Raw genomic sequence first — 23403 nt, 5'->3', positions numbered from 1 at the left:
AACTTTTATGAAATTATCTTAACTAAAAGATTTTTTCATATCAATCACATAGCGGAATTTAGCCTTGCCACTTGTAAGATTGTCATAAGCTTCATCTATCTTATCTGCTGTGATGATCTCAGTTTCTGGATAAATTTTATGCTGCAAAGAAAAATCAAGCATTTCTTGAGTTTCTTTCATGCCTCCAATTAAAGAGCCATACACTTTTTTACCAGCCTTAAACACAAGTGTATCTATGCTGATTTGTGGCATTACTTCAGCTGGTGGTAAGCCTACTATTGCAAGTTCGCCGCCGTATTTTAAAAGATCGATATATTCACTTACCTTATAAGCTGTTGGTATAGTTGAGATGATAAGATCAAAACGTTCTTTTACTTCACTTGGCTTTGTTGAGGTATAAAGAGCCTTTGCGCCCATTTTTAAAGCTTCTTCTTTTTTCTTATCATTTCTTGCAAAAACATATACTTCTGCGCCCATTTTTACAGCATATTTTACTGCCATAGAGCCAAGCCCACCAAAGCCAGCTACGCCTACTTTATCACCAGCTTTAATTTGGCTAAATTTCAAAGGTGAATATGTCGTAATACCGGCACAAAGCAAAGGTGCAACTTTTTCAAGTGGAGCATCACTTGGCACGCATACTGCAAAATGCTCATGAACGACTATGTTATTGCTGTATCCACCATAAGTTGGCTCATTGTTATGAAAGCTATCTTTACAATCATAAGTAAAAGTTGCCTTGCCATTCATACAAAATTGCTCTTGACTTCTCTTGCAAGCTTCACATTCCCCGCAAGAATTCACCATACAACCAACACCAGCATAATCACCCACCTTAAACTTACTCACCTGTGAGCCTACAGCGATCACTCTACCAGCGATTTCATGTCCTGGCACCATAGGATAAATTCCCTCATGCCATTCGCTTTTTGCACTATGCACATCGCTATGACAAATGCCTGCAAAAAGGATTTCGATTAAGATATCTTTTTCTCCAAGTGCGTGACGTGAAAAATCATAAGGCTTAAATTTAGCATTTTTATCAGCCACAGCAAAACCTTTTGCTGAAATTCGCTTGCCACTAAGGGCTTCACTAATGTAATTTTGCATTTTTTCTCCTTTAAATTTGTAATGATGATGAAATTATACAACCAGACACTTAGTGTCTGTCAAGAGCAAATTTCAATTTTTTTTCATTTTTTTCAAAAAAGCTTTTTTATAGCCATAAATTTATACTTTTTGCATAAATATCCTTACAAATAAAATCACACAAAAAAAGCCAAGTAAAATCACAGGCACAAAGACAAGCAAATCAAGGCTAAAATACTCTATAAAAAGCCCACAAACAAAAACACCAAAACTTATACCTAAATTTGAAAAGCTTACGAAAAGTCCGTTTGTTAGCTCTTTGGCTTTTTCAAAGGGGCTTGAGATGAGAAATTGTGTAAGATTGTTTGCCATGCCTGATAAAACGCCAAGTAAGGCAAGTATAAAAATCATCAACACACTATGTTTTTCGCCTAAAAAGAGTAAAAAATAAAGCCCTATCATCAAAAAAGCAAGAGCAAATGAAATCATTTTTTCATAACTTAAAACCTTGCCTGCTAAGAAATTTCCCAAGACACTAAAAAGCCCATACACAAAAAGAGCAAGACTAATAAAGCCAAAATCAAAACCAGCACTATTATGCAAAAAATCAGATAAAAAGCTATAAAAGCCATAAATTGCTGCTACGCACACAAACACAGCCAAAACACTGATCCACAAAAGAGGCTTTGAAAGTATAGAACTTTGAGCTTTAAAACTTGAACTTTGAGCCAAACTTAAAGGCTTGACAAAGAAAAAAGTCGTGCAAAAACACAGCAAATTCAAGGCAAAGAAAAAGCCCATAGCCCATTCAAAAGAAAAATGAGAACCTAAAAAAGTCGCTATACTCACCCCTAAAACCATGCCCATACTCATACCCATAAATACAAAAGAAATCGCCCTTGCACTTTGCTTCTTATCTTTTGAGCTATGAGCGGCTAAGCTCAAGGCTAAGGCTATATATACAGGGTGTAAAAAAGCTGGCAAGAGGCGAAAAAAGAGCAAAATTTCAAAACTACTTGCAAATATACTTCCAAAAGCACTTATACAAAAAAGGCTTAAGATAAGAAGCATTAAAGGCTTAGGCTTGATCTTTTCACAAATAAGCGGAGTAAGTGGGGCAAAAAGCATAACGATAAAGGCAAAATAACTTACTATATGAGCTGCTTTTGTGCTTGAAATGCTAAATTTCAAAGCGATAATAGGCACAAGTCCCATAATACCAAGTGAAGAACTGATGATAGCAAAAACGCCAAGTGTAAGCGTAAAAAGGAGGATTTTGTTTTCCTTGTCTTTGGTGTTTAGCTGTGCTGTTTGCATATCTTTTTCCTTATTTTTTAAAATTTAAAATGAATTATAAAGCCTTACACTTGGTGTTTGTCAAGGCTTGATTTAAAAAATTTGCAAATTTTTTCATTTTACTCTTGACAGATACTAAGTATCTGCGTTTATAATTTCAAAAGCGAAACAAAAACGCTAGAAAATTTCACACATTTAAAGGAGAAAAAATGAAAAATGTCTTGCTTATCAATGGAAGCAAAAAATTTGGTAACTCAGAAGCAAGGTTAAGTGCCACACTTCAAGAACTTGCGGCTAAAACTTTAAGTGAGCTTGGCTTAAGCATAACTCAAACACACATCGATAAAGGTTATGATATAGAAGAAGAGGTGCAAAAAATTCTCAATGCTGATGCTTTGATCTATCAAATGCCGGGCTGGTGGATGGGCGAACCTTGGATAGTTAAGGAGTATATCGACAAAGTCTATCTTGCAGGATATGGGAAATTTTTTACAAGTGATGGCAGACACAGGGATAATCCTACCAAAAACTATGGCACAGGCGGACTTTTAAAGGATAAAAAATACATGTTTAGCCTCACTTGGAATGCTCCACTTGAAGCCTTTACAGATAAAGATGGCTTTTTTGGTGGTGTAGGCGTTGATGGGGTGTATTTGCATTTGCATAAGGCTCATGAGTTTTGTGCTATGAGTGCTTTACCAACTTTCATCTGCACTGATGTGGTGAAAAATCCTCAAGTTGAAAAATACCTCAGCGATTATGAGACACATTTAAAGAAAATTTTTGCTTAAAATATATCTTAATTACGCTTTGCTGGATTAAGCTCATCTAGGCAAAGCGTGATATAAACAAGCTTATTTGTAATTTTGTTTTTGAATTTATCTTTTTACATACCCTAGCCTAATATATTTTCACATATTGACAAAACATATCATCATTTTAATCAAATTTAAATTTTAAAAATTATTATTATTATGATATAATCTCGCTTTTATTTTTACAAAAAAACAAGGAGAAAAGTAATGAAAAAACGCTTTGTATTTTCAAGTTTGCTTTGCTGTGTGGCTTTAAGCCTAAAAGCTGATGAAATAGGCGGTATAGAAAGCTTTGAGCTTGAGAAAACACATATTGAAGCAGGTTTTATAGAAGCAGATACAAATGTGCGTAATGTCGAAGTGGTGGGGCAAGAACAGCTCCATGATAGAGGTGATGATAGCATTACTGAAGTGTTGCAACGCACTCCGGGTGTGAGCTTTGTGGATTATGGCTCTGGTAAGTCAATAGATATGAGAGGACAAGGTGAAAAAGCTGGAAATTCAGTAAAAGTTATGGTTGATGGTAAGATTATCAACACCCTTGATACAGGACACATAAACACGCCTTTTGATACCATTTGGCTTGAAAATGTTGATCATATAGAAGTCGTTCCGGGCGGCTCAGCCGTGCTTTATGGTGATGGCACGAGGGGGGGGGGCGTTAAATATTATCACAAAAACGCCTAGTGAAGATGCTTTTACTATAGGCGTAAATGGACAAATGTATGATAAAGTCTCAAACTGCGTAAGCATACCTCCTTATACCTCAAACGATCCAAGAGCCCCAGTAAGTTGCAATATCCAAAAAGGCGGTGAGCTTTATACAAGCATAACTAAACGAGTTAATGACAAACTAGCCTTTAACTTTGGAGCAAATCAATTCAATATCAGAGGCTATAATAGAGGAATTTATAGAAGAGGTTATCAAATCCAATCAAAAATTTTTTATGAGCCAAGCGAGGATACAAAACTAAGTTTTGGCTACAAATGGTATAGCTCCTTAAACAGCGAGGCAAGTTATCTACAAAAACAACGCATAGAAGAAGATCCCACTCAAGTTTCAGACACCGAACGCATAGTAAAATATAACCGCCCTGAGCTTGATTTGAAGTTAAGTCATTATTTTGGCGATAATCTTGAGCTGAATGCTTTGGTGTATTATCATCATCTTAAACAGCATTTTATAAAAAATCAAGGCTATTCAGGCGTAAAGCCAAAACTTATAGGTGATTATAAAGATATAATGTTTGGAAGTAAAGTTGATAGCAGGTATTATTACTCTACTTTTGGTTCTTATTTGATGCTAGGATATGATTTTGAAAACCATACAGCAAAAAGAAATGGCATACACACCTATGAAAGACCTATATTTGCTGATAGTTTTACTCATACTATGCTTGATATAACCAGAAATAGCCATTCATTTTACGCTTTTAATTCGCATTATTTTAATGAGAATTTTATTTTAAATTATGGCTTGCGTTATGCTGTGGCTTTGTATTCAGGGCAAAGATATACTTTTGATGAAGCTACAGACCCTAGATTTCAAATCAATGTCATTCCACCAAGATATACCATTGATACCAAAGAAGAAAATTTAGCCTATGAGCTTACACCTACTTTTAAATTCTCAGATACAGGTAAAATTTATGTTAAATTTGAACGAGGCTACATCACGCCTTTACCAACTCAGCTTTTTGATAGACGCGATACTTACTCAACTATAGATTGGAGCACAGGAGCTCCTTATACACAAGAAAATCCTTACTCACCTTCAAATGTTAGCTCAGAGCATTATGATACCTATGAGCTTGGATTTAGCGAGGATTTTTTTAACTTTTTATCCGTGCAAGCGACTGGATTTTATACCATTACAAAGGGCGAAATTTATAATTCTGGCAATCCACACTTCGCCTCAGACAATGCCTCTACGCAATCGGTTGAGTGGTTTTATAGAAATTTAGATGAAACAAAAAGACTAGGAGCTGAGCTTTCATTGCGCCAAGATTTTGGTTATTTGCGTTTAAGACAAAGCTTTTCTCATGTAAGCGCAAAAATCTCTAAAGGCATATATGATAATATTCACATGCCTTATATCCCAAAAAACAAAGTCAGCCTTGGTGTAGAATATGATTTGTTTAAAAATTTGACTTTTTTTACTGATTATACTTATATATCTAAAGCGCTTGATGGCGGAACGACGGTTAGATCAGCAGGTGAAATTTTAAGCTTTCAAGATCAAGAATACATGCCAAGCTATTCACTTACTGATGTAGGTATGAGCTATCAAATTCAAGGACTTAAAATAGTTTTAGGAGTGAAAAATATCTTTGATAAACAATACACAGTCTTTCAAGGACCACAAATAACTGACCCAAACCGATCTAGCTTTAGGTATTATATATTAGGCGATGGACGCAGTTACTATCTTAATTTGCGTTATGATTTTTCTAAGCCAAAATAAAAATCTTTCAATTTGACAAAAACTAGCGCAAAATATGCTAGTTTTTGCTTATCTTCGCTCATTGGGTAAAAAAATTACAAATTTTTTAAATTTGCTCTTGACAGATACTAAGTATCTGCTTTTATAATTTCAAAAGCGAAACAAAAACGCCAAAAATTTAAAAAAGGAGAATAACAATGTTAAGTAAAATCACAAAGCTTAAAGCTTGTTTTTTAGGAATTTTACTTTTAGGTGCTGCAGCTCATGCAGCTGATACGGGCGAGGGCAGACTTTTTCCAAAAAGCCCTAATATAGAGCTTAAAAAAGTAAGCTTTAAAAACCAATACAATATGAAAGTTGCGGGCAATCTTTTTGTGCCAAAAAATTTAGCCAAAGGCAAAAGCTACCCAGCCATAGTCGTAGGACACCCAATGGGAGCGGTAAAAGAACAAGCTGCAAGCCTTTACGCTTTTAAAATGGCTGAAATGGGTTATGTGGCTTTGGCTATTGATATAAGCTTTTGGGGAGCAAGCGAAGGCGAGCCAAGAAATAGCGTTTTGCCTGATGTGTATGCGGAGGATTTTAGTGCAGCAGTTGATTACTTAGGCTCTTTAAGCTATGTAGATCGTGAAAAAATCGGTGCTATAGGCATTTGTGGAAGTGGAAGCTTTGTGCTTTCAGCCGCAAAAATCGATCCTCGTATCAAAGCCATAGTTACAGCAAGTATGTATGATATGGGCGCAGCAAATAGGGACGGGCTTAACAAATCAGTAAGCCTAGAAGCAAGAAAAGCTATCATCGCTGAAGCTGCAAATGCAAGATGGGACGAGTTTAAGGGTGGAAAAAGAACTTTAATCGGTGGCACAACTTTAGAACTAAACGCTGATACTGATCCTATACAAAGGGAGTTTTACAGCTATTATCGCACGCCAACTGGCGAATTTACCCCAAAAGGTGCAACTAAAGAGACAACCACCAAGCCAAGCTTAACTTCAAATGTGAAATTTATGAATTTCTATCCATTTAATGATCTTGAGCTTATATCGCCGCGTCCTTTGCTTTTCATCACTGGAGATAAGGCACATTCAAAAGAATTTAGCGAAGAAGCCTATAAAAGAGCAAGCCAGCCAAAAGAGCTTATGTATATAAAAGGAGCAAATCATGTGGATTTATACCATGATATAAATAAAATCCCTTTTGCAAAAATTACTGAGTTTTTTAATAAAAACTTAAAATAAACTTCAAACAAGCAGGGCTAAGTAAAGCCTTGCTTTTGCTTTAAATTTAAAATCAAAGGTTAAATGATGAAAAAGATAATAACACTTATATTATTTGCTTTTTTAAGCTTAAGGGGCGAGGATTTTATAGTGGAGTTTAGCTTTGAAAATGGGCAAAGTTTTAGGGTAAAAATGCAAGAAAATGAAGCCAGCAAGGATTTTATAGCCCTTTTGCCGATGAGCTTTAAGCTTAATGATCACGGGCGTACAGAAAAGGTTACTCACCTAGAAAAAGCTTTAAAAACAGCGGAATTTAAGGCTTACGAGCCAGAAATTGGGGATTTTTTCTATTATGCACCTTTACAAAATATAGGCTTTTATTATGAAAAACAAGGTGCATTTGAGGGACTTTTTAAAATGGGACAAATCATAGAAAAAGATAAAATCAAGCTTTTAAAAGAGCAAAAAGAAGATTTTATCTTAAAAGCTAGACTTATAAATGAATGAAAACGAAATTTAAAGGAAAAAAAATGATAAAAAATAACACCTTTCTTATCCCAACGCTTATGCTTGGAGTCTTTGCGCTTTTAAGTATGGAGCTTGGGGCTATGGGACTTTTACCGCTTATCGCTGATTTTTATCAAGTAAGTGTCAGCGATGCGGGCTGGGTGGTGAGTATATTTGCTTTGATAGTGGCTTTTTCAGCTCCTATTTTACCACTTTTAGTGGCTAAGTATGATACCAAAAAAGTAATGCTTGTCTGTCTTAGCATATTTGCCATCACTTCACTTTTTGCAGCTTTTTGCACGAATTTCATTTTGCTTTTAGTGCTTAGAGCAATTCCTGCCTTTTTTCACCCAATCTACTGCGCTTTAGCCTTTAGCGTCGCAGCAAATGCTATGCCAAAAGGGCAGGAGATCAAAGGCACAAGTAAAATTTTTGCAGCAGTTTCTGCTGGTATGACGCTTGGAATTCCGCTGGCAAGTTATCTAGCAAGCAAGATTAATTTAGAATTTTCTTTTGCCTTTTTTGCGATTTTAAATGCCCTTGCTTTTGTGGCGACTATCTTTTTCGTGCCAAGTCTAAAAGGCGAGAAAACAAAATCTCAAAAAGAGCAGTTTAAAGTGCTTGCAATGCCTGTAGTTTGGGCGTCTATAGCCTTAGTTGTTGTGGCAACTGGAGCTATGTTTGGTTTTTATAGTTATATGAGCGAGTTTTTGCTAAACTTTACACATATTGACTTTACTCTTATTAGCTTGCTTTTGCTTGCGTATGGACTCAGTAATGTTGTAGGCAATTTCATCGCTGGAAAAGCCTTTGTAAGATCAGCCAATCTTACACTTTGGATTAGTCTTTTTATCATGCTTGTTTTATATATCTTACTTTTTGTTTTTGGGACAAATGTGCTTTTAACAAGCTTGATCTTAGTCATCTTAGGTGTATTTGCAGGTATAGTCAATAGTGGGGATCATTTTATGCTCACTCAGCCCATACCACAGGCTAAAGAATTTGCAAATGGACTTTTTATCTCCACAGCAAATATAGGAACCACGCTTGGCACAGCACTTTGCGGGCTGTTTATCTCGCTTGAAGGCTCAGGCTTTGCGGTTTTAGCAAGCGTAGCTTTGGTGGTGCTAAGTTTGATCATCTTTGCCCTAAGAGCGAGGCTTTTAAAAGAAAAAATTTAAATTTTACTTTTTACTCTTGACAAACACCAAGTGTCAAGCTGTATAATGACAAAAAACAAAAAAGGAGAACAAATGAAAACTTTGGTGCTATTTTCACATAGTTATTATGACAAATCAAGCGTCAATAAAACACTTTTAGAGGCTTTAAGCAAGGAACAAGGCTTTGAAATTCACAACCTTAACCTTGTATATCCAAATGGCAAGATTAATATAAAAGCTGAATTTGAAAAGCTTCAAAACGCTAGTCGCATTTTGGTGCAATTCCCGCTTTTTTGGTATAGCACGCCAAGCATTTTTAAAGAATGGCAAGATGAGGTTTTAACGCCAATTTACGAGCAAAAACTTGATTTTTTAAAGGATAAAAAAGTAGGCTTTGTCGTTACAGCTGGTGGCTCGGTGAGTGATTTTAAAGAACTTGATAATGCCTGCGAAAGCGGGATAGAACGCACAATGTTTGCGCTAAATACCAGCTTTGAGGGCGTAGATGCAAAGATAACAAAACCTTTTGTTATCTTTAGCGCAAATGCAAATAATTTGCCACTTGAAGCTTATCTTGACTACGCAAAAAATTTTTAAACTTTAAACTTCTGCTAAATCAAATTTGCAATTTGATTTAGCCTTTTTATCTTTTAAATCACAAAAAATTTGCAAATTCTTTAAATTTACTCTTGACTGATAGCTGCTCTCATCTTTTATAATATTAATACCAATTTATCAAAAGGAGCAAAATGAAAAATCGTAGGGATTTTTTAAAGCTGGCTACAGCCTTTGGTGCAGTTGTGGTTGGCTCTTCGCTTGAAGCTAAAAAAAGCGCTGAAAGCCTAAGTGAAACTGATGAGCTTTTGCGTGGAGTAAGTGATATACATATACACGCAGCTCCAGATATCAGAGCTAGGCTTACTGATGAGCTTGCTTTTGCTAGGCAGGCTCAAAAGGCTGGTTATAAAGCCATCATGTATAAGTCAAATGACTTTTCTTGCCATGATAGAGCTTATCTTATACAACAAGCTCTTGGGGATTTTGAAGTATATGGAAGCCTTTGTATGAATGATGTTGTGGGCGATAAGGTTAATGTTATAGCGGCTAAAAAAGCTACTGAAACGACTGGGAAGCTGTGTCGTTGCATTTATATGCCAACGCAAAATGCACGTTATGCAGTAAAGCTTTACAAACAAAATATCACACCTATAGCTGTGCTTGATGAGCGAGGCAGGGTTTTGCCTGAAGTGGTGCAGGTTATGGAGATTTGCCGTGATGCAAATATCATCTTTGCAAGCGGACATTGTTCCCCTGAAGAAAGTCTTATCTTAGCTCAAAAAGCAAAAGAAGTTGGGGTGCAAAAATTTGTCATTACGCACGCAAACTCAAGAGATTGGAAGCTTAGCACAGATCAGATCAAAAAAGCCATAGACTTAGGCGCTTTCATAGAATACTGCTTCTTGCCAAATCTTTGGGGTAAAGGCACGCCTTTAAGTCATTTTGAAAGGGCAAGCGAGCAAGAATTTATAGACTTTGTAAAGATAATGCCCCAGCGAAGCTTTATCAGCACAGACTTAGGACAAGCTGGTATGCCAAATCCACTTGATGGTATGAGGCGGTGTATAAGTTTGCTTATAAAAAATGAAATCGCTCAAAAAGATATCGATACTTTAGTAAGGATTAATCCTTATCATTTAGTGCAAATTTAAAAAGGAGAAAAAATGAAAAAATTACTTATCTTGCTAGCCTTTGTGCTTAGTGTAAATGTCTTTGCAAATGAAGCAAAAGTTAAAACTCTAGTCATCGCTTCACATCCTTACCCTGAACGCTCAACTTTTATCAAGGGCTTAGAACAAGCTGCAAGAAGTGTAAAAGGCGTTGAGGTAAGAAATTTAGAAAGCATTTATGGCTATGATACGCGCGCCATTGATGGAGCAAAAGAGCGTGAAATCACGCGTGAGTATGATAGGATAGTGTTTTTGTTCCCTACGCATTGGTTTAATATCACGCCTATGATGAAGGCTTATCTTAATGAAACTTGGGGAAGCGTGGGACCCGGGCTGTGGCAGGGTAAGCAAATGCTTGTTGTTTCAACTGCAGCAGGAGGAGCTTCAACTTATGGCAAAAATGGCAGGATAGGCGCCCAGCTTGCTGATGTCTTTATGCCTATGAAAGCAAGCGCTTTGCATTGTGGTATGGAGTATCTGCCTCCACTTGTGTTTCAAGGTGTAAATAGGGCTGAGTTAGAAAATTATAAAAAAGCTTTTATCCAGCGTTTGACACAAAGATAAATTTAATAATATGAAAGCAAAGCATTTTTTGTAAGAGTGTAGAGCTTGTCGCTGAGTTTAAGACTGAAATTTTTATCATGAGAAATGATGATTTTGCTTGCTTTACACTCTTTTAAGATATGTATGAGTTTTTCTTCATTTTTTGTATCAAGATTAGAATTTGGCTCATCAAGAAGCAAGAGTTTTGGCTTACAAATGAGTATGCCAGCAAGTGCAACAAGTTTTTGTTCCCCACCAGAAAGCTCAAACACTATCTTATCTTTAAGGTGAAAAATATCAAGCTTTTTAAGCATAGCCTCACCCTTAAAAATCGCTTCATCTTTACTTAAATTTGCATTTAAAAGACTGAAAATCACATCTTCAAGCACTATAGGACAGATGAATTGATCTCTTGGATTTTGAAACAGATAAGCTATTTTTAAACGTTGCTTTTCAAAGTCTTTTAAAGTCTTCATTTCTTCATCAAAAAGCCTAAGAACACCTTTTTCTTGCCTTTTAAGTCCAGCTATAAGCTCGAGCAAGGTGCTTTTTCCTATGCCATTTTCTCCAAAAATACTTATGCTTTCGCCTTCTTTTAGACTTAAATTTATATTTTCAAATAATAAACGATCATAAATTTTCATACTTATCAAGCTTAAATTTACAATTTCATTCATAAAATACTCCCAAAGAAAAACAAAACATAGCTAATATCAAGCCTAAAAATACACAATCTAACAAAGAAAAAGAAAATTTTTCAAACCTGTAAAGTTTGAGTTTAAAATTCCTACAAATTAAAGCATATTCTAATTTTTGACTTTTATATATTGCACTGATAAAAAGCATAGCTACGCAGTTTGCATAAATTTTATAAGCAAAAAGCGAACTTTTGTGCCTAAAAGCTCTTGTTTTAAGCGTTTTTTTAAGACGCATAAACTCAAGACATAAATCCTGAATAAATTTAGCACTAAAATAAAAAATAAAACTTAGTTTTGAACTTAACCTCAAATCATAAAAGGCTTGAGCTATCTTATATAAGTTTTCTTTGCAAAAAAGCAAAAGTGTGAAAAAAAGGATAAGATTGGCTCTTATGATGATGAGCAAGGCAAGATGATAATTTTCATTGATAAACGCACTCAAAGCTAAAAAAAGGATAAAGATATTTAAAACAACCAAAGCTTTTAAAGCTTTTAAAATGCTTGCTCTTTTAAGTAAAAGAACAAAGATTAAAGGCAGCAAAAAGATATAATCAAGCCTTGTGCTAAGTGCGATTTTTATGCTAAAAATAAAAGCCCCAAGTAAAGATAAGCTTAAATTCAAGTCTTTCTCGCCTTTAAAAAATATATTCCAGCAAAGAAAAGAGCAAGAAGCGCAAAAGAAAGTATAAATTTTGGCAAATCACTGAAAAAAGTATTTTGTTCTTCTCCTAAGCTTTGCTGAGTTGGCGTAAAATTTTCAGCCTTAAACTCAAGACTTTGTCTATGTCCTAAACCTCCATCAACAACTATAGTAAAGTTTGGCTTAGTAAGTGTAATCCTTGCTTGTCCTAATTCATCAAGTTTAAAGCTTTGAAACACTTTTTCATCTTCAAATAAGCTCACTTCACATTCTTTGCAAGCTGTATTGCCATAAAAATAACTTTTTATAAAAAGTTCATTTGCTTCTTCTTTGACAAAAATTTTAAGCGCATGTGCTTGAAGCGTAAGGCAAATCAAACTTATCAATATTATATATCTCATCTTAAAAGCTCCTTATTTGTTTTATATATAAAACTAAAGGCAAATAAAGCAATAAGCCCCTCAACAACCATCAAAGGAATATTAGCTAAAAACACAGCTATGCTAATGTGCATAAATTCATTTCCATTGAGTATCAAAACAAGACTTAAAAGCAAGCTTGAAATGAAAATTGGCATAAAGCCGATTAAAAAATAATACATTAAACGAAGCTGTTTAAAAGAAGAAGCTAAAAATACTCTTGCGATCAAAGCAGGAAGCGCCATCATCAATACATTAACGCCCAAAACACTCAAGCCGCCAAAACCAAAAAACAAAGCTTGCAATAACAAAGCTACAAAGATAGCCAAAAACGCATTAAAGCCTAAAAATGCCCCTATAAAGCCGCTTAAAATAAGATGAATTGAAGTAGGACCTATAGGGATATGGATAAATGATCCTATGAAAAATAAAGCACTCATACAAGCTATTTTAGGAATTTGCTCTTGTTTGAGTTTATAGAGTGTATAAGTAAGCAAAGCAGCACTCACGCACCCTGCTGAAATAAGAATTTCAGGCTTTAAAACCCCTTCACTAATATGCATAAATCATTCCTTTGTTTCTACCCAAAGCACAGCTCCTAATTCTACAGGATAAGTTTTGTTGTCTTTTTTGATTGTTTCATCATCATCAATTAAAGCCGCAAAACCCCACCAGCCAGCAAAAGGTAAGGCAAAGCTAAATTCGCCATTTTCATTTGTCTTAACTTCTTGAGTGATAAAGTCTTCATTTGGTGCTTTTAAGCCTTGAGTATTGTAGTATTCTACCTCAACGATGATATTTTTAGCTCTTTTGCCTTTATAATACACCACGCCACTAAATACGCTTCCTTTGTAAAGTGCATAAGGGCGAGTAAGGGGAAGTATTTCAGCCTTTAAGCTTAAAGGTTTATCCCAACCTTCTCCATAACCATAAGCATTAACTATAGTCTTTGTTATATGTCTTATAAATTTATTTTCAGCTGGTTCAAAATAAGGCTTAGGAATCATATAAAAACTATACATTGCAGGCTCTTTAAGCTCATAATTTGCTTGATAAGTATCTAATCCGCCTTTTTTATGCACTTGCAAATTTGTAAAAAGCTCTTTTTTGCCATTGATAAAAACTCCAGTTTCTTCAGGCTTTTCAAGATTCATAAATGCTTGCATAAAAGGATGGGTAAATTCAAAATCAACAATAATTTTGGCATCTTTTGCCTCCTCAACAACAGAATTTGAAGTTTTTACCACTCCAAAATGAGCAAAGGCTTCAGAGCCAAACAACAAAGCCATTAAAACAAGGGCTATTTTTTTCATCTTTTCTCCTTTATTTTCTTATAGATAATACATTGTAGTGGAAAATTTCACCCACCACAAGCCCCCCCTCCCCCTTATTTTTTCAATATTTTTCAAACTTTTGAAAAAAATTTGCAAATTCTTTGAATTTACTCTTGACTGATAGTAGCTATCATCTTTTATAATTATGAAATATTTTTTAAAAAGGAGATGAAATGCAAAGAAGAGCATTTTTGGAACGCGGTTTAAAGGCTGGCTTGGCTTTGAGTATGTTAAATGCGAGCTTGGCTTTGGCTAATGATAAGAAAGCAAATTCACAAGCAAGGATTAAAAATCCTTCAAAAAGCCTGCCTAAACGCATTTTGGGAGGTAAAATCGAAGTTTCTGCACTTGGGCTTGGTTGTATGGGTATGAGTCATGGACATGGTCCGGCTCGTGATATTAAAGAGATGACTAAGCTTATCAGGCAGGCTTATGATTTAGGCGTTACTTTTTTTGATACGGCTGAAATTTATGGACCACATACTAATGAAGAACTTGTTGGACCTGCTTTAAAGCCTATTAGAGATAAGGTTGTCATAGGCACTAAATTTGGGCTTTATTATCCTTTTGGTAAGCAAATGCAAGATTCATCTAAAAAGTCTATTATAAGAGCAATTGACGCGAGTTTAAAACGTTTGCAAACTGATTATATAGACATTTACACCCAGCACCGTGTTGATACTGATACGCCTATTGAGGAAGTAGCTGATACCATGCAAGAGCTTGTCAAGCAAGGAAAGATAAGGGCTTGGGGCTTAAGCGAGGCTGGAGCTAAAACCATAGAGCGAGCACACAAGGTATTTGCCCCTGCAAGCGTACAAAGTCAGTATTCTATCAGCTTTAGAGAGCATGAAGAAGATGGGGTGATACCAACTTGCAAAAGGCTTGGCATAGGCTTTGTGGCGTATTCTCCACTTGATAGAGGGCTTTTAACAGGGCTGATGAATGAAAACTACCGCTTTGCTGCTGGGGATATGCGTCTAGCTTTTCCAAGATACACCCCACAGGCTTTAAAGGCAAATCAAGCTATAGTTAATTTTGTAGCCAGTATTGGCAAGCAAAAAGGAGCTACTATCACTCAAACTGCCCTTGCTTGGCTTTTGGCTCAAGATGATTTTATAGTGCCTATACCAGAAACGACAAATCCTAAGCATTTGATTGAGAATTTAAAAGCGGTGGAGTTTAGCTTTACTCAAGATGAGCTTGCAAAAATCGATGAGGAAGTAAGAAAGATAGTCATAGTTGGCGAACGCTTTGCTCCAGGAAGTGATGCGGCTAAAAGTGTTGGCTTATAAAAGGAGAAAAGATGAAAAAAATCATTCAAATAGGCTTATTAATATGCGGCTTGTTTGTTTTTGCACAAGGAGAGGATATGAAAATTTCTTTTGAATTTAATGATGAGCTTATCATCACAGAGCTTGATGATAATGTTGCTGCAAGGCATTTTTATGAGATGTTGCCCTTAGAGCTTGAATTTAGTGATTATGTGGGTAAAGAAAAGATTAGCCCTGCTCTTAAAGAAAGGCTAAATACTAGCGGTTTAAAGGGTTATGATCCAAGTGTTGGGGACTTTTTTTATTTTGCGCCTTGGGGAAATTTGGGGGTATTTTATGAAAAACAGCCCTTTCATAGTGGCTTAGTCTTTTTAGCAAAAATCAAAGACTATAAGAAATTTCAGGCTCAAAAGGGCGATTTTAAAGTGCGTATTAAAAAGGTGCTGTGATGAAAAGAAGATCATTTTTATCAAATTCAGCTAAATTTGGCTTAAGTCTCTTTGCTTTGAGCTTTTCAGGCTCATTATTAGCCAACTCATATCAAAATCTAAAAGGAAAACTTATGAACTTAACACAACTTGCAAAACAAAATTTTGAAAAACTCTTTGGAAAAGAAACTCCAGAGCTAGCTAAAACCGATCCAGAATTTTTTAGTGCTTATATCAATTTTGCCTTTGATGAGGTGCAAGCTCACACTAAGCTTAGCCAAAAAGAACAGCTCATGCTTATACTTGGTGCTTTAATAGCTTCAGGAGGCTTAAGCGAATACAAAATCATACTCAAAGCCAGCCTCAAACAAGGCATAAGCCCAGCTGAGATTAAAGAAATACTCTATCAAAGCACGCCTTATGTAGGCATAGGTAAGGCTTTAGAGTTTATCCTTGCTACAAATGAACTTTTTAAGGCTGAAAATATCGCTATGCCCTTAGCTGCAGCAAGCACCACCACAAGGGAAAATAGAGCTCAAAAAGGGCTTGAAATTCAAAGAAAATTTTTTGGTGAAGCCATTGATAAAGGAAATGCCGCTGCTCCTGCTGAAGTAAAACACATAAGAACTTTTTTAAGTGCGCATTGTTTTGGGGATTTTTACACAAGAAAGGGGCTTGAGCTTAAATTTAGAGAGCTTTTAACCTTTGTTTTTGTAACAGCTCTTGGAGGAGCAGATGCTCAGGTAAAAGCTCACATTGCAGGCAATCTTAACATAGGCAATGATAAAAGCGTGTTAATCGCTACCATAACAGCACTTATTCCTTATATAGGCTATCCAAGAAGCTTAAATGCTTTGGCTTTGATTGAAATTTAAGTTAAAAAAAAGAATTTGCAAGTTAAAAAATTTGCAAATTCTTTATCATCACTCTTGACAGATACTAAGTATCTGGCCTTATAATGCTAAAAATATTTTTAATAAGGAAAGAAAATGAAAGAGAGTTCAAGAAGAAAATTTTTGGGAAAAATGCTAGCCTTAGGTGCTTTTGCTAGCTTAGGAAGCACAAAGCTTTTTGCAAATTTAAATGAAGCAAAAACCATACTCATACTTGGAGCAAATGGACGCATAGCAAGGCTAGTAAGTGATCGCTTGCTTAAAGAAAGTAAGGTAAATTTGCGTTTATTCTTACGCAAAGCCTCTAGGCTAAATGAGCTAAAAAGTGCTAGAGTAGAACTCTTTGAAGGCGATGCAAGCGATGAAAAGGCTTTAGAACAAGCTATGCAAGGAGTAGATATAGTCTATGCAAACTTAAGTGGCGATCTTGAGCTTTACGCGCAAAATATCATCACAACCATGCAAAATACAAACACCAAACGTCTCATCTGGATAAGCTCAGTAGGCGTGTATAATGAAGTCAGTGAATACGAGCTAAGAAGGCTAAGTCCTTGGCTAGGTGAGCATAAAAAAAGCGTAGAGCTTATAGAGGCTTCAAAGCTTGATTACACTATAATCCGTCCGGGCTGGCTAAGTAATGAAAACAGCATAAACTACGCCCTTACTCAAAAAGGACAAGATTTCATCAATCCTGAAAAATACATCTCAAGAGCAAGCGTAGCTGATCTTATAGTAAAAATTTGCCTTGATCCTAAGCTTTATATAAGAGCAAGTCTTGGCATACATAAGCCTTAAAAAAGGCTTGAAACAAGGAAAAATCATGTTAAAAGTCATTTCGGATTTATATTTTGAGAGTGAGAGAGCTTTATTTGACTTAGAGCATGCAAGGCTTAAAAACTGCTCTTTTGATAAGGGAGAATCCCCTCTAAAACATGCTAAAAACATAGTTTTAACTGGAACAAGCTTTGCGTATAAATACCCACTTTGGTATGCAAAAGATATTGAGGCTGAGCATATTTGCTTGCTTGAAAATGCAAGAAGTGGGCTTTGGTATATAGAGAATTTAAGCCTTAAAAACTCTTTCATAGCTGCACCAAAAAGCTTTCGCAAAGCAAGCAAGATAAAGCTTTTTAATGTTGATATGCCAAATGCACTTGAGAGTTTTTGGGATTGTAAAGATGTGAATTTGCAAAAAGTCAGTGTTAGGGGCGATTATTTTGCTTTTCATAGCGAAAACTTAAGGCTAGAAGACTTTAATATACAAGGAAATTACTGCTTTGATTCTTGTAAAAATGTCTTTGTTAAAAATGCTAAAATTTTAAGTAAAGACGCCTTTTGGAATTGTGAAAATGTAGAGCTTGAAGATAGCTTTATCAGTGGGGAATACCTTGGCTGGAACTCAAAAAATATCACTTTTAAAAACTGCACCATAGAAAGCTTGCAAGGGCTTTGTTATATAAAAAATTTAAAACTTGAAAATTGCAAACTCATCAACACCAGCCTAGCTTTTGAATACTCAAGCGTAAAAGCAAATATAAACTCAAATATAAAAAGTATCATCAACCCCCTTGAAGCTGAAATTTCAGCCTTTGATATAGATGAGATCATCTTAGATCAAAGCAAAGTTGATACAAGCAAAACACATATCACGCTTTTACACAAAGAGCAAATCGGAAAAGAACATGCCATTTAAAAAACAAGCTAAAAGGATAAATTCACTTAAATGGAATGTCAAAGAAAACGAGCTTGCCCTATGGGTGGCTGATATGGACTTTAAAGCACCTAAGGCGGTGCGTGAAGCACTTATAGCTAGAGCAAAAAACGGGGTTTTTGGCTATGAAGTGATCCCTGAAGCCTTTTATGAAAGCTTTATAAAATGGTGGCAAAAAAAGCATGATGTGAGTTTTAAAAAAGAGCATTGTTTATTTGTAAGTGGGGTTGTGCCAGCCTTATCCTCTCTCATTCGCTCTTTTAGCAAAGAAAATGAGGGGGTTTTGGTGCTAAGTCCGGTGTATGGGGTGTTTTTTTCAAGCATAATTAATAACGCTAGAAAAGCTATAGAATGTGAGCTTGAATATAAAAATTTCAAATACAGCATTGATTTTAAGGACTTAGAAGCAAAGCTAAAAGATGAAAATACCAAAATAATGATACTTTGTAATCCCCACAATCCCATAGGCAAAATTTACACTGAAGCAGAACTTAAAAAGATCATAAAACTTTGTGAAAAATATGAGGTTTTACTCATCAGCGATGAGATACATTGTGATCTTACAAGCAAACCTTATACGCCTATAGCAAGGCTAAGTCAAAAAGCCATTACACTCATCAGTGCAAGTAAGGCTTTTAACCTAGCTGGCATACATGCAGCTTGTATGCTGTGTGCTGATGAAAAGCTTAGAGCAAGAGCTTTGCAAGGCTTTAGCAAAGATGAGATCAATGAGGCAAATTCCTTTGCCTGCCTAGCTACTATAACAGCTTTTAATGAGTGTGAAGCCTGGCTTGATAAGCTTAATATCTTTATCAACAAAGCAAAAGAATTTACAACTCAGTTTTTAGAGAGTAAAACCAAGCTTAAGGTAGTGCAAAGCGAGGCTACTTATATGCTTTGGCTTGATTGTTCAGCCTTACTTAAAAAGGAGGAAAATAGCAAGGATTTACATGAGTTTTTACAAGAAGAAGTAGGCTTAATCCTAAGCTGTGGAAGCGAATTTAAAGGCAATGGAGCTAAGTTTTTACGCCTAAACTTAGCCACAACAAGAAAAACACTTAAAAAAGCCCTAAAACGACTTGAACTTGGCTTAGAGCTTTGGGAAGCTAGGTGAAAAGATATAAAGCAAGGATAAAAGTATAACTTCTTTTCTATCCTTGCTTTGAATATGAGATTAAATTTGTTTTTACATTCTAATACCTTGCTTTGATTTAAAATTTAAAATGAGCCAGCCTATTTTAAATTTAAGCTGGCTTTCATAAGCTTTTGAGCCTTAAAACTAAATCTTAGCTCAAGCTCTTTTTCATATCAATAACTATCCTAAAATCAGCCTCCCCTCGTGCCACTTTTTGATATGCTTCATCAAGTTTATCTGCTGTAATAAGCTCAACTTTTGGATAAATTTTATTTTTTACCGAATAATCAAGCATTTCTTGAGTTTCTTTAATGCCTCCTATAAGTGAGCTATAAATTTTACGTCTAAAGTTCCAGATAAAAGCATTTGCATTAAAGCTTGGATTATCCTTGTTAGCTGGTAAGCCAACGATTGCCATTTCGCCGTGTAGCTTTAGCATAGCCTGATAAGCGTTTATATCATAATGATAAGGTATGGTTGAGATGATAAAATCAAACTCATTTTTTATGCTTTCAAACTCAGCCTTGTTATTTACATCAACAAAACGTTTAGCTCCAAGTGCTAAAACCGCATCTTTTTTACTTGCTACGCGATCAAAAGCTGTAACTTCAGCTCCTAAAGCCACCATATACTGCACCGCCATATGCCCTAAGCCACCAACTCCAGCAACTGCGACTTTATCGCCTTTTTTAACCTTTGAGTAACGAATGGGCGAATAAGTCGTAATTCCAGCACATAGCAAAGGTGCTACTTTTTCAAGCTCGGCATGATTTGGGATTTTAAGAGCAAATTTTTCACTCACTACATAATTATTTGCATAGCCTCCATAAGTGTTTTCACCTCCATGAAATACATCTTTGCTATCATAAGTAAAAACCGTTTTTGCATTCATACAAAATTGCTCCTCGCTTCTTTTGCAAGCCTCGCATTCTCCGCAAGAATTCACCATACAACCTATACCAGCTAAGTCCCCAACCTTAAATTTACTCACCTTTGAGCCAACAGCGACTACTCTACCAGCGATCTCATGTCCTGGCACTATAGGATAAGTTGTAGCCTTAAAATCTCCATTTATAGCATGCAAATCACTATGGCAAATTCCAGCATATAAAATATCGATTAATATATCATTTGCTCCTATTGGGTGGCGTGAAAAGCTAAAAGGCTTAAATTTCCACTCTTTTGAGCTTGCTGCAAAGCCTTTTGATTCAATCCTTGCTCCATTTTTAATGGCTTCTTGAGTGCTAGCTTCAAGGCTATCATCGATTTTTATGCCATTTGCAAGGCTTAAGCTTTTTGCGCTTGCATTTGAAAAAATCCCAAGCCCAGCCACACTTGCTAAAGCCACGCCACCAAGTTTTGCTGAGCTTTTTAAAAACTCTCTTCTATCTTCATTTTGCATAGTTTTCCTTTATATTAAATTTAAAAAGCTTTGCTTTAAAGCAAAGCTTTTTTATGAGTAAAATTATAAAACCCGACACCTAGTGTCTGTCAAGACTAAATTTAAAATTTTTGTAAATTTTTTTCAAAATTTCTATTTTTTTATAAAGAATACAGAAAAATACTTTTGCTATACTTTTTACTTATATTTGCAAAAGAAAGGCAAAAAACATGGCTTATACGATCATAGAAGTTGAAAAACGCACAGCAATTTCATCTAGGACCTTAAGATTTTGGGCGAGTAAGGGGCTTTTTCCCTTTGTAGAAACGGATAAAAATGGGGTGCGGTATTTTTCTCAAAAAGACCTTGAATGGGCACTTTGGATCTCATTTTATAGAAGCATAGGTATGAGTATAGAAAAGATTAAAGAGTATATTGAGCTTTCAAGATATGGGGTAAAAAGCGCTAAAGAGCGAAAAAAGATGATAGAGGAGCAAAAAAATTTAATCGAAGCTGAGAGGCTAAGGCTTGATGAGACTTTAGATTTGCTTAAGATGAAGATGGATTATTATGACGCGCTTTTAAGGCAGGGCAAGGATATAGCCAATCCTCAAGATAAAAACTATAAAATGCCTGATCCTACAAAATGCAGGGCTTTTTTAAGGCAGGTTGAAAAGGCTCAAATTCATTTTAGAGATGAAAAACCGCAACAAAAAGCCAGTAAGAAAAAGTTAGTAAAAAAGACTTTGCAAGCTTAAGTTTAAGCAAAGTTTTTAAGCTTAAGACTTAAGCTCTCTCCACCAAGTTTGAGTTTGAGTTTTTTGCCAAAGGGGTAAAATCTCGCCAATTTGTGGAGTAAGCAAATCAAACTCATATCCCAAAGCTTTATGCAAAGTATAGATTTTTTCAAGCGGTTCGTCCCAGCTATGAAAAGAAAGCTTAAATTTGCTGTTATGACAGGGCATAAGTGCTTTTGCGTTTAAGTCTTTGCACGCTTGCAAAGTTTCGTGTGGAAACATATGTATATCAGGCCAATTTTGGCTGTATTGTCCATTTTCTAGCAAGGCTAGATCAATGCTTTTAAAACGCTCGCCTATGCGTTTAAAATGCGGTGCATAGCCACTATCTCCACCTATATAAATCTTTTTATCCTTACCCTCAAGCACAAAAGAAGCCCAAAGTGAGCGCGCTGAATCATTAGCATTGCGCCCAGAAAAATGCTTGGTTTCAAGACAATGAAGCCTTAAATTTTCATCAAGATCAAGGCTCTCGCCCCAATCCATCTGGGTGATATTTTCCTCACTTATGCCCCACGCTTTAAGGTATTTGCCAACGCCTAAAGGCACAATAGCTTTTTTGATAAGGTGTTTAAAGTTTTTAATGGTTTTCTTGCTTAAATGATCGTAATGATTGTGTGTGATGATGAGATAATCAAGCTCATTAAAATCATCTGCTTTATAAATATTTGTGCCATGAAATGCCCTAAAAGCAAAAGGCAAAGGAGCGGCATTGCCAAGCAAGACAGGATCAACAAGCACACTTTTACCTTGAAAATAAAGCATATAAGAAGAATGCCCAAACCACACAAGCTTATCCTCGTTACTGAGCTTTGGATCAAAATGCTTTCTTAAATCACTTTTTATAGCTTGAATGCAAGGATTTTTTTGAGGCTTTAAAAAGAACTCATAAGCGATTTTGGCTAAATTTGCTGGTTTGACGGAATGAATTTTTTCATTTATGTCTTTGTTTCTTGCCTTGTCATTAATAAAATGAAGTGAATGCTTTATACGAAGTTGCGTATCTTTAAGCTCTTTCACCTTTGCTCCTTTTTAAAAACGAAAAAAGTTTATAATAAAAGGGTAAATTTAAAAACTCATAGTCTTTTTGTTTCCATTTTTTCTACACTTGTTTAAAATTTTTGGAAGGATAATAAGGCTAAGCTTTTTTAAGTAAAAGGCAAGAGTATTTGAAAATGAGGAGGACTTTGAGTGCAAAGGCTAACTAAGTTTTAGGGCTTTAAAAGCCCTAATTTGGCTTTTTTACTTAAAATTTATCACTTTAAAGGCAACAAAGCCCTAGCTTTAACAAGAGCTGGGGTAAAGAAAAAAAGTTCTGTGGTGTCGATTAAGAAATTATAATCAAGCGAGCAAGGTCCTATACCTACGCGATCTTGTATGGCTACGCTTGGATTGTCAAAGACAAATAAGCATTCATTTGCGTCCAAAACCAAAGAGCGAATTTGCACAGCTGAACTTGAAGTTGGGATTATGGAAAAGACAGTTTCTAGCTTTGAAAGCTTTAAGTCTTGCTTGCAAGATTTAACATGTAAAAAGCCATCTTCTCCTATGGCTAAACAAGCATCAGAATTTTCAGGGCGGACAAATTGCACATAACCAAAGTCCCATTTAAAGCGGAGTTTATCTCTTTTTACTAGCACATCGCTAAGCTCTATTTGGCGTATGAGCCAGTTTTGCGTGTTTAAATCCCCTTTTCTTGTTAAATTTATAGCTATGCCGGTGCGTAAATTGCGAATTTGCACTGGATTAGTTACATTTTCAAAATCATCTTTTCTTGGAGTAGGTGAGTTTGTGCTTGAAAGTCCTGCATTGTTGATGATATTTTCAGCTTCATCAGCTAAAGCAAAGCTTAAACATAAAAGCATTAAAACTATATTTTTTATCATTTTTTCTCCT

General features: G+C 35.6%; 26 protein-coding genes. 16 read left to right on the top strand and 10 right to left on the bottom strand.

Features of this window, described 5'->3' with window-relative positions; genetic code table 11:
• Positions 1-18: 18 nt before the first annotated feature.
• Positions 19-1110, bottom strand: coding sequence for an NAD(P)-dependent alcohol dehydrogenase (locus tag CQA38_RS02550; protein ID WP_137632430.1), 1092 nt, complete (start codon positions 1108-1110; stop codon positions 19-21).
• A gap of 120 nt (positions 1111-1230) precedes the next feature.
• Positions 1231-2406, bottom strand: a complete 1176-nt coding sequence (locus CQA38_RS02545) for an MFS transporter (protein ID WP_137632429.1) — start codon at positions 2404-2406, stop codon at positions 1231-1233.
• Positions 2407-2594: 188 nt separating this feature from the next.
• Between CQA38_RS02545 and CQA38_RS02540 the strand changes: the two genes are divergently transcribed.
• The 9 genes from CQA38_RS02540 to CQA38_RS02500 all read left to right on the top strand — a co-directional run bounded on the left by CQA38_RS02540 (position 2595) and on the right by CQA38_RS02500 (position 10818).
• A complete protein-coding gene (locus CQA38_RS02540) occupies positions 2595-3176 on the top strand; it encodes an NAD(P)H-dependent oxidoreductase (RefSeq protein WP_137632428.1) in 582 nt (193 codons plus the stop codon).
• A gap of 231 nt (positions 3177-3407) precedes the next feature.
• Positions 3408-3887, top strand: a complete 480-nt coding sequence (locus CQA38_RS02535) for a Plug domain-containing protein (protein ID WP_137632427.1) — start codon at positions 3408-3410, stop codon at positions 3885-3887.
• The gene (locus CQA38_RS02530; protein ID WP_137632426.1) at positions 3841-5664 is read left to right on the top strand and encodes a TonB-dependent receptor; all 1824 of its coding nucleotides are present in this window, start codon (positions 3841-3843) and stop codon (positions 5662-5664) included. The genes CQA38_RS02535 and CQA38_RS02530 overlap by 47 nt, the downstream gene beginning before the upstream one ends.
• Before the next feature lie 176 nt (positions 5665-5840).
• On the top strand, positions 5841-6881 hold the full coding sequence (locus CQA38_RS02525) for an alpha/beta hydrolase (protein WP_137632425.1): 1041 nt from the start codon (positions 5841-5843) through the stop codon (positions 6879-6881).
• A gap of 66 nt (positions 6882-6947) precedes the next feature.
• A complete protein-coding gene (locus tag CQA38_RS02520; RefSeq protein WP_137632424.1) occupies positions 6948-7367 on the top strand; it encodes a cyclophilin-like fold protein in 420 nt (139 codons plus the stop codon).
• Between the two features lie 23 nt (positions 7368-7390).
• Positions 7391-8548: an MFS transporter gene (locus CQA38_RS02515; RefSeq protein ID WP_137632423.1), complete on the top strand. Its 1158-nt coding sequence runs from the start codon at positions 7391-7393 to the stop codon at positions 8546-8548.
• Between the two features lie 72 nt (positions 8549-8620).
• Complete coding sequence (locus CQA38_RS02510; RefSeq protein ID WP_170999462.1) at positions 8621-9124, top strand: NAD(P)H-dependent oxidoreductase; 504 nt, start codon at positions 8621-8623, stop codon at positions 9122-9124.
• Positions 9125-9276: 152 nt separating this feature from the next.
• Positions 9277-10236 carry a DUF6282 family protein gene (locus tag CQA38_RS02505; RefSeq protein ID WP_137632421.1) on the top strand — a complete coding sequence of 320 codons (960 nt, stop codon included), beginning with the start codon at positions 9277-9279 and terminating at the stop codon, positions 10234-10236.
• Between the two features lie 12 nt (positions 10237-10248).
• Positions 10249-10818, top strand: a complete 570-nt coding sequence (locus CQA38_RS02500; RefSeq protein WP_137632420.1) for an NAD(P)H-dependent oxidoreductase — start codon at positions 10249-10251, stop codon at positions 10816-10818.
• Between the two features lie 2 nt (positions 10819-10820).
• On the opposite strand, the gene CQA38_RS02495 is transcribed toward CQA38_RS02500, so the two are convergent.
• Genes CQA38_RS02495 through CQA38_RS02475 form a run of 5 tightly spaced genes read right to left on the bottom strand, consistent with a single transcriptional unit; the run spans position 10821 to position 13867 of the window.
• Positions 10821-11474 (bottom strand): ABC transporter ATP-binding protein, encoded by a 654-nt coding sequence (locus CQA38_RS02495; RefSeq protein ID WP_137632419.1) that lies wholly within the window; start codon positions 11472-11474, stop codon positions 10821-10823.
• Positions 11467-12117 (bottom strand): CbiQ family ECF transporter T component, encoded by a 651-nt coding sequence (locus tag CQA38_RS02490; RefSeq protein ID WP_170999461.1) that lies wholly within the window; start codon positions 12115-12117, stop codon positions 11467-11469. The genes CQA38_RS02495 and CQA38_RS02490 overlap by 8 nt, the downstream gene beginning before the upstream one ends.
• Positions 12114-12536, bottom strand: a complete 423-nt coding sequence (locus CQA38_RS02485) for a hypothetical protein (RefSeq protein ID WP_137632417.1) — start codon at positions 12534-12536, stop codon at positions 12114-12116. Before CQA38_RS02485 ends, CQA38_RS02490 begins: the two co-directional genes overlap by 4 nt.
• On the bottom strand, positions 12533-13117 hold the full coding sequence (gene cbiM, locus CQA38_RS02480) for a cobalt transporter CbiM (RefSeq protein ID WP_137632416.1): 585 nt from the start codon (positions 13115-13117) through the stop codon (positions 12533-12535). Before cbiM ends, CQA38_RS02485 begins: the two co-directional genes overlap by 4 nt.
• Before the next feature lie 3 nt (positions 13118-13120).
• On the bottom strand, positions 13121-13867 hold the full coding sequence (locus tag CQA38_RS02475) for a DUF4198 domain-containing protein (RefSeq protein WP_137632415.1): 747 nt from the start codon (positions 13865-13867) through the stop codon (positions 13121-13123).
• Positions 13868-14061: 194 nt separating this feature from the next.
• Here CQA38_RS02475 and CQA38_RS02470 point away from each other — a divergent pair, with 194 nt between their 5' ends.
• From CQA38_RS02470 to CQA38_RS02445, 6 genes are all read left to right on the top strand, one after another.
• Positions 14062-15183: an aldo/keto reductase gene (locus tag CQA38_RS02470; RefSeq protein WP_249355153.1), complete on the top strand. Its 1122-nt coding sequence runs from the start codon at positions 14062-14064 to the stop codon at positions 15181-15183.
• A gap of 11 nt (positions 15184-15194) precedes the next feature.
• Positions 15195-15611: a cyclophilin-like fold protein gene (locus tag CQA38_RS02465; protein WP_137632414.1), complete on the top strand. Its 417-nt coding sequence runs from the start codon at positions 15195-15197 to the stop codon at positions 15609-15611.
• Positions 15611-16465, top strand: coding sequence for a carboxymuconolactone decarboxylase family protein (locus tag CQA38_RS02460; RefSeq protein ID WP_238386897.1), 855 nt, complete (start codon positions 15611-15613; stop codon positions 16463-16465). Before CQA38_RS02465 ends, CQA38_RS02460 begins: the two co-directional genes overlap by 1 nt.
• 114 nt (positions 16466-16579) lie before the next feature.
• On the top strand, positions 16580-17278 hold the full coding sequence (locus CQA38_RS02455; protein ID WP_212741808.1) for an NAD(P)H-binding protein: 699 nt from the start codon (positions 16580-16582) through the stop codon (positions 17276-17278).
• Between the two features lie 25 nt (positions 17279-17303).
• Positions 17304-18176: a DUF3737 family protein gene (locus tag CQA38_RS02450; RefSeq protein ID WP_137632413.1), complete on the top strand. Its 873-nt coding sequence runs from the start codon at positions 17304-17306 to the stop codon at positions 18174-18176.
• Positions 18166-19308 carry a PatB family C-S lyase gene (locus CQA38_RS02445; protein WP_137632412.1) on the top strand — a complete coding sequence of 381 codons (1143 nt, stop codon included), beginning with the start codon at positions 18166-18168 and terminating at the stop codon, positions 19306-19308. Before CQA38_RS02450 ends, CQA38_RS02445 begins: the two co-directional genes overlap by 11 nt.
• A gap of 172 nt (positions 19309-19480) precedes the next feature.
• On the opposite strand, the gene CQA38_RS02440 is transcribed toward CQA38_RS02445, so the two are convergent.
• Positions 19481-20731, bottom strand: coding sequence for an NAD(P)-dependent alcohol dehydrogenase (locus tag CQA38_RS02440; RefSeq protein WP_137632411.1), 1251 nt, complete (start codon positions 20729-20731; stop codon positions 19481-19483).
• A 209-nt stretch (positions 20732-20940) separates the two neighbouring features.
• Here CQA38_RS02440 and CQA38_RS02435 point away from each other — a divergent pair, with 209 nt between their 5' ends.
• Positions 20941-21468: a MerR family transcriptional regulator gene (locus CQA38_RS02435; protein WP_137632410.1), complete on the top strand. Its 528-nt coding sequence runs from the start codon at positions 20941-20943 to the stop codon at positions 21466-21468.
• A 21-nt stretch (positions 21469-21489) separates the two neighbouring features.
• Here the strand turns inward: CQA38_RS02435 and CQA38_RS02430 are convergent, their stop codons facing one another.
• Positions 21490-22527, bottom strand: a complete 1038-nt coding sequence (locus CQA38_RS02430) for an MBL fold metallo-hydrolase (protein WP_137632409.1) — start codon at positions 22525-22527, stop codon at positions 21490-21492.
• Between the two features lie 236 nt (positions 22528-22763).
• Positions 22764-23393, bottom strand: coding sequence for a toxin (locus CQA38_RS02425; protein ID WP_137632408.1), 630 nt, complete (start codon positions 23391-23393; stop codon positions 22764-22766).
• Positions 23394-23403 lie beyond the last annotated feature (10 nt).

It is taken from the genome of Campylobacter sp. MIT 12-5580, assembly GCF_005406235.1.
Classification (GTDB): Bacteria; Campylobacterota; Campylobacteria; order Campylobacterales; family Campylobacteraceae; genus Campylobacter_D.
This window is presented reverse-complemented; position numbering and strand designations above follow the sequence as displayed.